Genomic DNA, 14,110 nt, shown 5'->3' on the forward strand with positions numbered 1-14,110 from the left:
GAGGTAATAATTATGAAAATAGTTGTTTGTATAAAACAAGTACCGGACACTAACGAAGTTAGACTTGATCCAGTAACAAATACTTTAATTAGAGATGGAGTTCCAAGTATAATTAACCCCGATGATAAAGCGGGTCTAGAAGCAGCACTTCGCATTAAGGACAATAATCCTGAAGATGTAGAAATCACTGTTGTTTCAATGGGACCTCCACAAGCAGAAGCAGTTCTTAGAGAAGCTATTGCAATGGGAGCTGACGAAGGAGTTCTTGTAACAGATAGAGCATTTGGAGGAGCAGATACTTGGGCTACTTCATGTACTATAGCTGGAGCATTAGAACACCTTGATTATGATTTAATCATAACAGGAAGACAAGCAATTGACGGAGATACAGCACAAGTTGGACCTCAAATTGCTGAACATTTAGGACTTCCACAAGTAACTTATGCAGAAGACTTAAAAGTTGAAGGCGACAAAGTTATTGTTAAAAGACAATTTGAAGATAGATATCATGTAATTGAAGCAAAAATGCCATGTGTTGTTACAGCACTTACAGAACTTGCTGAACCAAGATATATGACTATTGGAAAAATATTTGATGCTTATAAAAAAGACATCACTGTTTGGGGCTTAGATGATATTAAAGACAAATTAGATTTATCTAATATTGGTCTAAAGGGATCACCTACAAAAGTTAAAAAATCTTTCCCAAGACAAGGAAAAGGTAAGGGTGTTCTTCTAACAGATCTTACAGCTGACGATGCAGCACAAGCTATTGTTGCGAAACTTCAAGAGAAGTATATTATCTAAGTAAGGAGTGTGTACTAAATGAGCAAAGATGTATTTGTATTTGTAGAACAAAGAGACAATACTATACAAAAAGTAGGTATAGAATTATTAGGTAAGGCAAGAGAACTTGCTGATGCTTTAAATCAAGATGTAGTTGCAATGCTTCTAGGTTCAGATGTAAAATCTAAAGCTGACATTTTAATTAAACACGGAGCTGACAAAGTTATCCTTGTTGAAGATGAAAGACTTAAAGAATATACAACAGAACCATATGCAAAAGCAATTAATGAAATAGTAAAAAAATATGATCCTGAAATTGCAATCTATGGTGCAACATCAATAGGACGTGACTTAGCACCAAGACTAGCAGCAAGAATCCATACAGGACTTACTGCTGACTGTACAGGACTAGAAATAGATGAAGAATCTAAGAATTTAATGATGACTCGTCCAGCTTTTGGTGGTAACTTAATGGCTACTATCCTTTGTGAAGACTTCCGTCCACAAATGGCTACAGTTAGACCTGGAGTTATGCAAGCTCTTGATACAGATGAATCAAGAAAAGGCGAAATCATTGAAGAAAAAATTGAATTTACAGATGCAGATGTAAATGTAACTGTTAAAGAAATTTTAAAATTAGAATCAAAGAAAAAAGATATTACAGAAGCAAATATCCTAGTATCAGGTGGACGTGGAGTTGGTGGACCAGAAGGATTCCAACCACTTGAAAAACTTGCAAATGCACTTGGTGCTGAAATATCATCATCAAGAGCTGCAGTAGATGCAGGATGGGTTGAAAAAGACCGTCAAGTAGGTCAAACAGGAAAAACTGTAAGACCAGAACTTTACTTTGCAATGGGTATTTCAGGAGCTATTCAACATTTAGCTGGTATGGAAGATTCAGATCTTATCATAGCAATTAACAAAAATGCTGATTCTCCAATCTTTGAAGTAGCAGATCTTGGAGTTGTTGGAGATGTTAATGCAATAGTTCCAAAACTTGCAGCAGCTATTGAAAGAGAAAAAGCAATTAAAGCTGAAATTAACTAATATAATATAAAAGGCTCTGATTATTCAGAGTCTTTTTTGTTTAAAAAAAGATAAACTAGGGTAATTTAGTATACAAATACACAATTAATAATTAGTGTCGAATCCCTAAATTATATTAAAATTAAAGCTTATCCTTAAAGGATAAGTACATAATGGAGAAGTAAAATGGAAGAAAATTTATACAAAGATATATTTAATTCACAAAATAATATTATTAATTCTTGGAAAAAGAATTTAAAATCAATAGACAATAAAGGGGAGTATATTAATTATTTTTATAAAATAGAAAAATTAAATAAAAGTTTAAGAGAAGAATTTTATAAATCTTCACTAGAGCTAATTAAATCTATGGAAATTTTTCTTCCAGAAGAAAAAGAAGTTTGGAAAGATGAAAAGACAATTCACAATGCTCTTTTTAAAAGACCAATAGATGTATTCAATGATATGACAAGAGAATATAGTTTTTATAAATTAATAAGTGCATCTTATAATAAAGAAATAACATCTGAAGAAATAGCCTTAGAAGAATTAAAAGTTGATTATTTAAAATATGTAAAAAAATATTTAATATTAATATCTTCAAGAGGATATAGAGATATTTATAAAAATTATATTAATATTTTAGAAAAATCAAATGAACTTATGGAGGAGATTATGACTCCATTAAGTGAAATTTTAAATATAAAAGAATCTGAATTTGAATTAAAATCAGGAATAGATTTAATAGAAAATGAAGATAAAATTCTAGAGGCAAAAGAAAAGCTAGAAAATATTGATTTTTATGATTTTTATGAAAAGTCAATAAATTCACAAATGGAAATATTAAATAATATTGAAAGATTTAGCTCTATATTAATAGATTATTATAATTCTCTTTTAGATCAGATATTACATTCTATAAAATCAGCAGAGCTTTTAGTGCTTAGAAATTCAAATACTATTGAAATAATTGATTTTGAAGATTATTATTCAAGTGTTCTTAAAAAATCAAAAATCTTTTTAGAAGAAAATATAAACAATAGTAGATTTAATAATATACTTGCAATGACTATTGAAGAAACATATAAATTTAATGAATCAAATGAAGATAAAGAAATAAATAAATTAAAAGAAGAAATAGAATACTTAAAAAATCAAATAAGAGATTTAAAAGAAAAAGAAGCTAGAGAATAAACTAGCTTCTTTTTTAATCTAAAATTTTAAGACTATTTAAAGAGTAAACATTTACAGAAAATAGGGAATGGGCAAAGATATTGTAGTCAATATATGAATGTTTTTTTGTCCAGCCATCAAAAAGTTCTATAAATTTAATTTTCATGCCTTTATATTTAAAAATCTTATATCCAGTAATAGTAACAGAGTGATTGCTGTATTTTCCAAAGGCAATATTCATCACTAAAGGTCTATTATTATCTATTTCACTTTTTAAAGGATTATAAAAGTTTGGGAAATAATGTCCTTTAGATTCTACTTTTATATTATATTCATTAAAATAATCACTTATAATATTGTCAATTTTTGTAGGGTGAGTTCCTGTTATTTCGTTAAATCCATAGGATAGTGCAATATTAAAAACTTGGATAAATATTTCTTGCTCGTTTTTTGGAATAATATCAATATTGGCAGAATAGTATTTTATTATTCTAGTAATTGCAACTAGAGAACAGTTTTTGTTTTTACTAGAAAAATCATTTTGTATAAAATTTTCAAGTTCAATAGTTTTTTCTTCAAGTAAATTTGCACCATTATAATTGTCTTTTATATAGCCATATAAATAATCTATAACTTCATATTCATAATATTTTTTATTCAATTAATCACCTCTTAAAATTAAAAAGACTCTACACAAGTAGAGTCTATCATAATATTTAAAAAATTAATATGTTTCTTTAAATACTTCAAAGTATCCTTGTGGATGTGCACAAGCAGGACAAAGAGCAGGAGCTTCTTTACCTTCGTGGATATATCCACAGTTGTTACATTTCCAAAGAACAACTTCGTCTTTTTTAAATAAAGTTTCATTAACCATATTTTCATGAAGTTTTAAATATCTTTTTTCATGAGCTTCTTCAACTTCTGCAACTTCTGTAAATACATGTGCAATTTCGTCAAAGCCTTCTTCTTTAGCAACTCTTGCAAACTCAGGATACATAGTAGTATGTTCTTCGTTTTCTCCTTGAGCTGCTGCTACAAGATTAGTTTTAGTATCTGCTAAATGTACTGGGAAACCTGCTGTTATTTCTATTGCTTCATCTAGTAAATCTTTATTTAAGAATTTATAGAATCTTTTAGCATGTTCGTCTTCATTCCTTGAAGTTTCCTCAAAAATATCTGCTATTTGAATTAATTTTTCTTTTCTAGCTTGTTTTGCATAGTATTTATATCTCATTGATGCTTGAGATTCTCCTGCAAAAGACTTCATTAAGTTAACTGCTGTTTGAGTTCCTTTTAAACTTTTCATTTAATCCCCCTATTTAAAATATGAAATTCCTTTAACTTACTTATTATATATACCACAATAAATTAATAAATAAACTATAAGATAGATAAATTAATTGATATTAATTATCATTGACAAAGATTTAAATCTATATTATTCTTATAAATAAGGAAGTTCTAATAGCAAATACTGGGTATAAAATAAATGTTAAGGGGGGCTTATGAAAAGAAAAATTTTAGCAATTATTTTATTAGTTTTTACATTAGTTGGTTGTAATAATATAAAAAAAGAAGATATAGATGAGAGTAAAAAAATTGTAACAGTAACTACCTCATTTTTATACGATATGGTAGATCAGCTTGCAGGGGAATATGTAAATAGAAGACTTATTATACCTGCTGGAGAAGATCCACATTTATATGTTGCAAAACCAAGGGACTTAGAAAAGATTTTAGATACTGATTTACTTTTATATCATGGACTTCATTTTGAAGGAAAAATGTCAGAGGTCTTGGAGCAAAGGGGATATGCTGCTTCTGAGAATTTTAAAAGTGAAGAGGTTGGAACTATGCAAGAAGATGGAAGTGAAATTATAGATCCGCATTTTTGGTTTAATATAGATTTATATAAAAAAGCTACTGAAAGTGTAAGTAAGAGATTAATTGAACTTTTACCTGAACACAAAAAAGAAATTGAAAATAATACTTTGAACTATTTAAAAGAATTAGATGATTTAGATGAAGAAAATAAAAAACTTTTATCAGAAATTCCAGAAGATAGAAGATTTTTAATAACACCACATGATGCTTTTAATTATTTTTCAAGATATTATAATATGCCAGTTCTTGCACCACAGGGAATGAGTACAGATTCAGAGGTTGCAAATAAAGAGATTCAAAGTACAGTTGATTTTATCGTAGAAAATAAAATCAAAGCTATTTTTGCAGAGTCAACTACTGATCCTGCTAGAATGGATAAGCTAAAAGAAGCTGCTTTATCTAAAAACTTTGATGTAAAGGTAGTTAAGGGAGATGATAATGAATTATTTTCAGACTCTTTAGCGCCAAGTGGTGAAATTGGAGATACTTATATTTCAATGTATAGACACAATGTAAAGCTAATAGTAGATAATTTGAAATAGGGGGAAATATGAAAGATGTAATTGTACAAGTTGAAGATTTAACTATGGCTTATCATGATAAGCCAGTTTTATGGGATAATGATGTAGATATAATTAAAGGTTCAAGAACGGCTATTATTGGACCAAATGGAGCTGGAAAATCAACTCTTTTAAAGGGAATATTAGGACTTAAAAAAACTTTATCAGGTAGTGTTTTAATAATGGATAAACCACTAAAAGAAGTAAAAAAAGAAATTGCCTATATTCCTCAAGCAAGCTCTGTAAATTGGGACTTTCCAACTACTGTAATGGATGTAGTTTTAATGGGAAGATATGTCCATCTAGGCTGGATTAAAAGACCTAGAAAAGAAGATTATAAAAAAGCAGAAGATGCACTAAAGACTATTGATATGTATGATTTTAAAGATAGACAAATTTCAGAATTATCAGGTGGTCAAAGACAAAGAGTTTTTATTGCAAGAGCTATTGCACAAGATGCTGAGATTTATTTTATGGACGAACCCTTAGCAGGCGTTGACAAAAAAACTGAAAAAATAATTATGGATTTTTTAAAGAAATCACAAAAAGAGGGAAAAACTTCTATTGTAGTTCATCATGATTTAAATACACTTCCTGAATATTTTGATCATGTTGTAATATTAAATAAAAGGATTGTGGCACAAGGGCCTGTAGAAAGTACATTTACTAGAGAAAATCTAGATTTGGCTTTTGGAGGTGATAGTGGTGATTAATCTTGAAGTTTTGACAAGTTATTCTTTTTTAGTTGTATCTCTTGGTACACTAATCCTTGCAGTAGCAGCAGGCTCTGTGGGCTGTATAACTGTTTTAAAGGGACAATCTTTAATAGGTGATGCAATTGGTCATGCATCTTTTCCAGGCATTATTTTAGCCTTTATGCTATTTATGCAAAGAGATCCACTAATACTACTTTTAGGAGCTTTAATATCTGGATCTATTGCATTTATTTTAATTCAAGTAATTAATAAAAATTCAAAACTAGATTTAGATGCAACTCTTGCCATAATATTGTCCTCATTTTTTGGACTTGGTATGGTTCTTAAAAGTCATATTCAAGGAAATCCAAATTATCAAGGAGCATCGCAATCAGGAATTCAAAACTATATTTTTGGACAAGCTGCATATATTATGGCTAAGGATATAAAGCTAATCCTTGCAGTAGCAATATTTTCTTTATTAATTTTAATAATATTTTATAAAGAAATAAAACTTTTTGTATTTGATGAGAACTATGCAAGAACAATTGGTATGAATACTACTGTATTAAATGGTATAATACTATTTATGACAATGAGCTTAATATCAGCAGGATTAAAAGTTGTAGGTGCAATTTTAATATCAGCACTTCTTATAGTGCCTGCAATTACAGCTTTGCAATGGAGTAATAAGTTTAGCGTAGTGCTTCTTATAGCAGGAATCGTAGGAGGAATTTCAGCAATAATTGGAACATATATTTCTACGGTGTATAGTGGTATGAGCACAGGACCTACAATTATACTTATTATGACAATTTTTGCTTTTTTCTCATTAATAGTTGGACCCCATGGACTTTTAGCTAATTTGAAAATGAGGAGGAAAATCCTATGATGATAGAATCTCTATATGTCTTAATTATGACATCAATGGCTTGTGCTTTAATAGGATCCTTTCTAATGTTAAGAAAATTGTCAATGGTATCTGATGCAATATCTCACTCAGTGCTACTTGGAATAGTCCTTGCTTATTTTATAACTAAGGATATTACATCTCCATTTTTAATAATAGGAGCAGCACTTTTTGGAGTATTTACAGTATTTGCAATAGAAATGTTATCAAGTACAGGACTTGTAAAAAGTGATGATGCAGTTGGAATAGTATTTCCACTATTCTTTTCAATAGCTGTTATTTTAATTACTAAATATGCAAGAAATGTTCACCTTGATACAGACATGGTACTAATGGGAGAAGTTATAATGTCTCCTTTAAATCGAATAAATATTTTAGGACTATCAGTTCCTAAATCTTTATTTCAAATGTCTATAATGTTTTTGCTAAACTTAATATTTGTAGTAGTATTTTTTAAAGAATTAAAAATTTCTACATTTGATGAAGAATTTGCAACAATAGCAGGTTTTTCAGCAACAATATTATTTTATACACTAATGACATTGTCTTCATTAACAGCAGTAGTTGCCTTTGAAGCAGTAGGAGCAATATTAGTTGTATCCTTCTTAATAACACCAGCAGCTTCAGCTTATTTAATAACTAAGGACCTAAAGAATATGTTAATAGCAACTTTACTATACTCTTTAGTAAACTCAATACTTGGTTATTATTTATCATTATATTTTAATGTGTCAATGTCTGGTATGACAGCAGTAATTGCAGGAATAACATTTTTCTTAACATTTATGTTTAATAGAAAAGGACTTATTACTTCAATTATTCTAAGTAGAAAAAGAAAAGAACAATTTAAAATGGAACTAATGCTAATGCATATTGGAAATCATATGGGGGAAACAGATGAATCTAAAGAGCTTGGTATTAATACAATAAAAGACCATTTAAATTGGAGTGAGGAAGAATTAAAAAAAGTTGCTAGTAAATTAATAAATCAGGGTATAGTTTATAGGTATAACGAACTAGAAACTTATAGGTTAACAAAAAAGGGATTCGAGAAATACGAAAAAATAAAATTTATATACGGGATGTGATTATATGAGTCCAAATAGGGAAGATTATATTCAAGCAATCTTTAGATTGCAAGAAGAACATGGATTTGCAACAAATAAGGACGTTGCAGATATGCTAAAGGTAAGTAGACCTTCAGTAAGTGAGATGACTAGAAAGCTTAGAGAAGATGGTCTTGTAAAAATAGAAAGAACAAAAATTGTAATAACTCAAAAGGGGATTGAGGTTGCAAAAGAAGTTATTTCTAAACATAGACTATGGGAACAATTTTTAAAAGAACATTTAGACTTTGAAATTGAAGATGCACATGAACAAGCAGATCTTTTAGAGCATGTTACAAATGACAAACTAAAAGATGCTTTAAATAAATTCCTAGGCTATCCAAAGGAAAGCCCAAAGGGAAATCCTATTTATCTAAACGAAGATAAATAAAAAAAATAAGCTCTATTTATTAGAGCTTATTTTTATGTTTAAATTGTAGTCTAAAAGATTTGGATCAAGATTAATAATTTCTTTAATAGACTTAATTGATTTTTCATTAGCTTCTTTAATCAAACCCTTTGATAGAGCATCTTTTTCAACTTTAGATTTTTGATCAGATGAAAAAGAAGCATAATCTTCTACCTTAATAGGATTAAAAATAGAAGTTTTTTCATCAAATATTTTAATAGAATCCTCATCTATTTCATGAGATATAATTTTAGAACTGGGAATAATAATATCTATATTATTATCACTAATTGAAACCTTAGTATTATTTAGGTCAACTCCAACTTTAATTAATCCTTCATAGGAAATAATAAACTTTTTTTCTGTAAAGGGAAGATTTAAACCGTAAAATGTATTTTGATTTTGAAAAGATCCCATATTTTTATAATGATATTCAGTAGTTACAAGTTCTTTTACTGAAGATAATCTATTATTTATTAAACTAGATGTAATCTCAGGCTTTGAATTGTCTTGTCCCTTTTTAAGTCCAAGAAAAAATAAAGATCCTGAAAGGAAAACTATTAAAATAATAAGAAAAATGCTTTTCTTTAAACTTTTATTTTTCATAATACCTCCTTATAGCTTATTGCCGCATTTCGGACAGAATTCATAAAATTCATTCCATATACTACCACAATTACTACATACTTTTCTAGTATCTTTATAATAAAAATTTATTAAATATTCTTCTTTAATTTCTAAATTTTCTCCAGACTGAATTCTTTCTCCAATACTTTTATCTAGTTCATAAACTTCATTACAACAATTATATTTTACATAATACTTTTTACTCCACTTAAAAGTGGGTATAAAAAATATTGATAATGTCATATAGGTCTTATAAATTTCAATACGTCCATATTTACCACAACTATGTATAAATAAGTTAGAATTATAATTTATTTTTTCTTCTTTTTGGTTTATTCCAAATATAAAAAACATAATATCACCTTTAGACATATTATCAAAAAAGTATAAAAATTTATAGATTAATTAATAATTAATTGCTATAATAGATAAAATTAGACAAAATTAATAATGGAGGAAGTTAAATGGAACCTGGCGAATCGAGTTTATTGCCACAATTATTTATTATATTTTTATTAACATTTGTAAATGCATTTTTTGCATCTGCTGAAATGGCAATGGTATCTTGTAACAAAAATAAGATCAACACCTTAGCAGAAGAAGGAGACAAAAAAGCAATAACGCTTTTAAATGTACTTAATGACCAAACTAGATTTTTATCTACAATTCAAGTAGGAATAACACTTGCTGGATTTTTCTCATCAGCATCAGCAGCATCAACAATATCAAGAGATCTTGCAATAGTCTTTGATGGACTTGGAGTGCCCTATGCAAGAACATTTGCATTAATACTAGTTACTTTAATACTATCTTATATAACATTAGTATTTGGAGAATTAGTTCCAAAAAGAATAGCACTTCAAAATGCTGAAGCAGTTGCAATGAGATCAGCAGGAACAATTGGAATAGTATCAAAAATAGCCTATCCCTTTGTAAAATTTCTATCATTTTCAACTATTGTAATTTTAAAAATAATAGGAAAATATTCAGAAGATGTAGAGGAGAAAATTTCAGAAGAAGAACTTAAATCCTATATAAGAGTATCTCAAGAACAAGGTGTAATAAATCTATCAGGAGAAGAAATGATAGTAAAAATCATGGACTTTGATGATAAGATGGCCTATGAAATAATGACACCTAGAACATCAATATATATGGTTGATTATAATGAATTTAACGAATCAACAGTTAGAGAAATGCTTGAAATGGGATATTCAAGAGTGCCTGTATTTAAAGACAATACAGATAATATTATAGGAACACTTTATATAAAAGATTTGTTTTTAGAATATTCAGAAAATAGTTATGAGAAAATAAATTTAGATAATTGCATAAAAGAGCCATACTTTGTACCAGAAACTAAAAAAATAGATCAATTATTAAAAGAGTTACAATTTACAAAAAATTATATGGCTATTTTAATAGATGAATATGGTGGATTTTCAGGAATGGTAACAATGGAAGACATTGTTGAAGAAATAGTAGGAGAAATCGAAGATGAATATGATAAAGAAGAACCTACACTTGAAAAAATCGACAAAAATATTTATTTAATAGATGGAGCTATGGAAATAGATACAGTTAATGATAAATTAGGAATAGAATTAAACTCTGAAAATCATGAGACACTATCAGGCTTACTAATAGAACTCCTTGGATTTATTCCAGAAGAAGACCAAGTTAATCTTTCAGTAGTCTATGAAGATAAAGTTGTTTTAAAAGAACTTTCTGTAAAAGATAAAAAAATAGAAAAGATTGAACTGACACTATTAGATGAATAGTATTTTACAAAAAACAAATATATGATATAATTATTAATAATTTCATATGAACGATGAAAAGAAGTAGTAGATTACTTGTCTTTTAAAGAGAGTTAGCATTTGGTGTAAGCTAATAAAGATAATTTTTGAATCCGTCTTGGAGTTTATTAATTTTAAGCGAACTATATTTTATATAGTTAATTAGGGTGGCAACGCGGGCTTTCTCGTCCCTTTGGGGATGTAGAAGGCTCTTTTTTTATATTAATTTATGGAGGTATTAGATGTTAGATATTAAATTTGTTAGAGAAAATCCAGAACTAGTAAAAGAAAATATTAAAAAGAAATATCAAGATGCAAAACTTCCTCTAGTAGATGAAGTAATTACTCTTGATGAAGAAATAAGACAATTAAAAACTAAGGGTGATGAACTTAGAGCTACAAGAAATGCAACTTCAAAAGAAATTGGCGGCTTTATGCAAAAAAAAGAAATTGAAAAAGCAGAAGAAGCAAAAGCAGAAGTTAAAAAAATAAATGATGAACTTGAAAATATTGAATCTCGTGAAAAAGAACTTTCAGAAGATTTCAAACAAAAAATGATGGTTATTCCACAAATGATGGACGAAACAGTTCCAATTGGAAAAGACGATACAGAAAATGTTGAACTTGAAAAATTTGGAGAACCAGTAGTTCCAGAATACGAAATTCCATATCATGTAGATATTATGGATAGATTTGATGGAGTTGACTTTGAAGCTTCAAGAAGAACATCAGGAAATGGATTTTACTATTTAAGAGGAGATATAGCAAGACTTCACTCAGCAATACTTTCTTATGCAAGAGATTTTATGATAGATAGAGGATTCACTTATTATATTCCACCATTTATGATTAGATCAGACGTAGTTACAGGAGTAATGAGCTTCTCAGAAATGGAAAATATGATGTATAAAATCGAAGGAGAAGATCTTTACCTAATAGGTACAAGTGAACACTCAATGATAGGTAAATTTATAAATACTATAAATCCAGAAGAGGATATGCCTCTTACAATGACATCTTACTCTCCATGCTTTAGAAAAGAAGTAGGAGCACATGGAATTGAAGAAAGAGGAGTATATAGAATACACCAATTTGAAAAACAAGAAATGGTTGTAATTTGTAAACCAGAAGACTCAAAATATTGGTATGAACAACTTTGGAAAAACACAGTAGACTTCTTTAGAAGTTTAGATATTCCAGTAAGAACATTAGAATGTTGTTCAGGAGACCTTGCAGATCTAAAAGTTAAATCACTAGATGTAGAAGCTTGGTCACCAAGACAAAAGAAATACTTTGAAGTAGGATCATGTTCAAACTTAGGCGATGCACAAGCTAGAAGACTTAATATAAGACTTAAGGGAGAAAACGGAAACTATCTTGCTCACACACTTAATAATACAGTAGTAGCACCACCAAGAATGCTAATAGCATTTTTAGAAAATCTATTACAAGAAGACGGATCAGTAAGAATTCCAGAACCACTTCAAATGTATATGGGTGGAAAAGATAAAATGGTTCCAATACATGAATAATTAAATAAAAATTAAGAGACCTATATAGGTCTCTTTTTTGATTAACAATGTGATGTTATTGGAAATGCAAAGTTTTCTTTTAAAGGATTTTGTCCATATATAAAAAGTGCATCATCATTATTTTCTATTTTATTTACCTCAATGTTTTTAATATTATTAGCTGTAAAATAAAATTTAATATTTTTTGTATTTTTATTAATTATATTTTTAATTAAGTCATTTATATTATAATTTTCTTTTGAAATAATATCATAAAGATGAATTGTATCTTCATCTTCTTCCATAATAATAAAGATATTTTGTTCTTTTATATAGTAAATATTTTCACTAAGGGCTATTGTAAAATAAAACATTAAAAGATTATTATTTATACAATCTAATTTAGTGGAGAGAGTTTTTTTATTTTTGGCAAAGTCTTCTAGAGTATTAAAGTCTAATTTTTCAACTTTTTCTATTTTATTTAGTTTTTCATATTTACTTACATCTAGTATATATTCTGATTCGTAACATCTTTTAAATCCAAATTTAGGATAAAAGGAAAGTACATCTTCATTGGCAAATAAATATATAAATTGAACTTTATCTTTATATTCTTCTAGGACATAGTTTAAAAGTTTTCTTGAAAGTCCTTGATTTTTAAATCTTTCATCTGTCATAACTGTTCCTATTTGAAGTGCTTTATATATTTTATCATCTATTATTAAATCCATTTTATTTACTGATACATTTGCAATTATCTCATTGTTATAGCTATAAGAGTATGGAATATAGTCATTAGTCCAATAGCCTTTTTCATACCATGACCTAAAATCAAGCTCAAAGGTTTTTATTGCAAGTTTATTAAAACTTTCTTTTAGTTTTTCATTATTTTTATAGTCTTTCACAAATTCATAGTTCATATTTTTCCTCCATAGAAAATAAATGCCCACTAAAAAACCCTAGAAATATTCTAGGGTAAGATTAAACTTTATAATTTTCAAGTTATATTACCTATAATTATTATTAATAGCAGGCATTAGAAATAAAGCTATCTATTTATAGCTTTTAACACCATATTAAATTCTCATTGAATTTAGGCTATTATAATAAGTTTAAGCATAAGTAATATACCTCCTTCTTTGTGATATAGATATATTAACATATTTTAGTTTAAAAGTAATATTTTATATAATTTAAAAAAAGACTATTTCTAGTCTTTTTTTTCTTTTGCTTTCATTTTTGCTGATGCTGAAAAGGATGAAAATAATAATATTATAATAAATAGTGTTTTATATACTTTTGCAAAGTTAATATCATTAATTGCAAAGGCATTTGTCTTTGTAGATATAAAATATGTAATTGTTGATAGCACTAATAGTACAAAGGCGATTATTGCTATTATTTTAAATATTTTAGCTTTTTTCATAGTTTCCTCCTATATTTTAAGTAATTTATTTTTTGTTTTATTATAGACTTAGTATAACAGATAAAGGTGTTTTTTTTCTAAAATAAAAAAGGACTATTTGATACTATGCCCTGTCAAGTACACATCAAATAAAATATTATAGATATTTTAATTTGTATTCTAAGGGAGATAAGTATCCTAAGGCTTTTTGAA

At 27.9% G+C, this 14,110-nt stretch carries 16 protein-coding genes and 1 other annotated feature; of the genes, 10 read left to right on the forward strand and 6 right to left on the reverse strand.

Annotated elements, in window-relative coordinates; genetic code table 11:
* Positions 1-12 precede the first annotated feature (12 nt).
* The 3 genes from J2Z71_RS06010 to J2Z71_RS06020 all read left to right on the forward strand — a co-directional run bounded on the left by J2Z71_RS06010 (position 13) and on the right by J2Z71_RS06020 (position 3,009).
* Positions 13-807 carry an electron transfer flavoprotein subunit beta/FixA family protein gene (locus J2Z71_RS06010; protein ID WP_210060969.1) on the forward strand — a complete coding sequence of 265 codons (795 nt, stop codon included), beginning with the start codon at positions 13-15 and terminating at the stop codon, positions 805-807.
* A gap of 18 nt (positions 808-825) precedes the next feature.
* Positions 826-1,836 (forward strand): electron transfer flavoprotein subunit alpha/FixB family protein, encoded by a 1,011-nt coding sequence (locus J2Z71_RS06015; protein ID WP_210060970.1) that lies wholly within the window; start codon positions 826-828, stop codon positions 1,834-1,836.
* Between the two features lie 165 nt (positions 1,837-2,001).
* The gene (locus J2Z71_RS06020) at positions 2,002-3,009 is read left to right on the forward strand and encodes a hypothetical protein (protein ID WP_210060973.1); all 1,008 of its coding nucleotides are present in this window, start codon (positions 2,002-2,004) and stop codon (positions 3,007-3,009) included.
* 13 nt (positions 3,010-3,022) lie between these two features.
* Here the strand turns inward: J2Z71_RS06020 and J2Z71_RS06025 are convergent, their stop codons facing one another.
* Both J2Z71_RS06025 and rbr read right to left on the reverse strand, forming a co-directional pair.
* Positions 3,023-3,649, reverse strand: a complete 627-nt coding sequence (locus tag J2Z71_RS06025) for a C39 family peptidase (RefSeq protein WP_210060974.1) — start codon at positions 3,647-3,649, stop codon at positions 3,023-3,025.
* 63 nt (positions 3,650-3,712) lie between these two features.
* Entirely contained in the window at positions 3,713-4,297 is a 585-nt protein-coding gene (gene rbr, locus J2Z71_RS06030) for a rubrerythrin (protein WP_210060976.1), read from the reverse strand.
* A 199-nt stretch (positions 4,298-4,496) separates the two neighbouring features.
* On the opposite strand from rbr, the gene J2Z71_RS06035 reads away from it, so the two are divergent.
* From J2Z71_RS06035 to J2Z71_RS06055, 5 genes are read left to right on the forward strand one after another with little or no spacing between them, the layout of a single operon-like run.
* Positions 4,497-5,417 (forward strand): metal ABC transporter solute-binding protein, Zn/Mn family, encoded by a 921-nt coding sequence (locus J2Z71_RS06035; protein WP_210060978.1) that lies wholly within the window; start codon positions 4,497-4,499, stop codon positions 5,415-5,417.
* A gap of 8 nt (positions 5,418-5,425) precedes the next feature.
* The gene (locus J2Z71_RS06040) at positions 5,426-6,148 is read left to right on the forward strand and encodes a metal ABC transporter ATP-binding protein (protein ID WP_210060980.1); all 723 of its coding nucleotides are present in this window, start codon (positions 5,426-5,428) and stop codon (positions 6,146-6,148) included.
* Complete coding sequence (locus J2Z71_RS06045) at positions 6,141-7,022, forward strand: metal ABC transporter permease (RefSeq protein ID WP_210060995.1); 882 nt, start codon at positions 6,141-6,143, stop codon at positions 7,020-7,022. Before J2Z71_RS06040 ends, J2Z71_RS06045 begins: the two co-directional genes overlap by 8 nt.
* Positions 7,019-8,128, forward strand: coding sequence for a metal ABC transporter permease (locus J2Z71_RS06050; RefSeq protein WP_342590804.1), 1,110 nt, complete (start codon positions 7,019-7,021; stop codon positions 8,126-8,128). Before J2Z71_RS06045 ends, J2Z71_RS06050 begins: the two co-directional genes overlap by 4 nt.
* Positions 8,129-8,132: 4 nt before the next feature.
* Entirely contained in the window at positions 8,133-8,537 is a 405-nt protein-coding gene (locus tag J2Z71_RS06055; protein WP_210060982.1) for a metal-dependent transcriptional regulator, read from the forward strand.
* A gap of 12 nt (positions 8,538-8,549) precedes the next feature.
* Here the strand turns inward: J2Z71_RS06055 and J2Z71_RS06060 are convergent, their stop codons facing one another.
* Positions 8,550-9,161, reverse strand: coding sequence for a DUF4230 domain-containing protein (locus J2Z71_RS06060; RefSeq protein ID WP_210060983.1), 612 nt, complete (start codon positions 9,159-9,161; stop codon positions 8,550-8,552).
* Between the two features lie 9 nt (positions 9,162-9,170).
* Positions 9,171-9,536 (reverse strand): zinc ribbon domain-containing protein, encoded by a 366-nt coding sequence (locus J2Z71_RS06065; protein ID WP_210060985.1) that lies wholly within the window; start codon positions 9,534-9,536, stop codon positions 9,171-9,173.
* A gap of 110 nt (positions 9,537-9,646) precedes the next feature.
* Here J2Z71_RS06065 and J2Z71_RS06070 point away from each other — a divergent pair, with 110 nt between their 5' ends.
* Together J2Z71_RS06070 and serS are read left to right on the forward strand one after the other, a co-directional pair.
* A complete protein-coding gene (locus J2Z71_RS06070) occupies positions 9,647-10,963 on the forward strand; it encodes a hemolysin family protein (RefSeq protein ID WP_210060986.1) in 1,317 nt (438 codons plus the stop codon).
* Positions 10,964-11,007: 44 nt separating this feature from the next.
* Positions 11,008-11,177 (forward strand) — a binding site (T-box leader).
* A gap of 46 nt (positions 11,178-11,223) precedes the next feature.
* Complete coding sequence (serS, locus tag J2Z71_RS06075) at positions 11,224-12,513, forward strand: serine--tRNA ligase (RefSeq protein ID WP_210060988.1); 1,290 nt, start codon at positions 11,224-11,226, stop codon at positions 12,511-12,513.
* 41 nt (positions 12,514-12,554) lie between these two features.
* On the opposite strand, the gene J2Z71_RS06080 is transcribed toward serS, so the two are convergent.
* Together J2Z71_RS06080 and J2Z71_RS06085 are read right to left on the reverse strand one after the other, a co-directional pair.
* The gene (locus J2Z71_RS06080) at positions 12,555-13,412 is read right to left on the reverse strand and encodes a GNAT family N-acetyltransferase (RefSeq protein ID WP_210060990.1); all 858 of its coding nucleotides are present in this window, start codon (positions 13,410-13,412) and stop codon (positions 12,555-12,557) included.
* Between the two features lie 290 nt (positions 13,413-13,702).
* On the reverse strand, positions 13,703-13,918 hold the full coding sequence (locus tag J2Z71_RS06085; RefSeq protein WP_210060991.1) for a hypothetical protein: 216 nt from the start codon (positions 13,916-13,918) through the stop codon (positions 13,703-13,705).
* Positions 13,919-14,110: the final 192 nt, after the last annotated feature.

Origin of the sequence: Peptoniphilus stercorisuis, assembly GCF_017874395.1 — a bacterium.
GTDB lineage: Bacteria > Bacillota > Clostridia > Tissierellales > Peptoniphilaceae > Anaerosphaera > Anaerosphaera stercorisuis.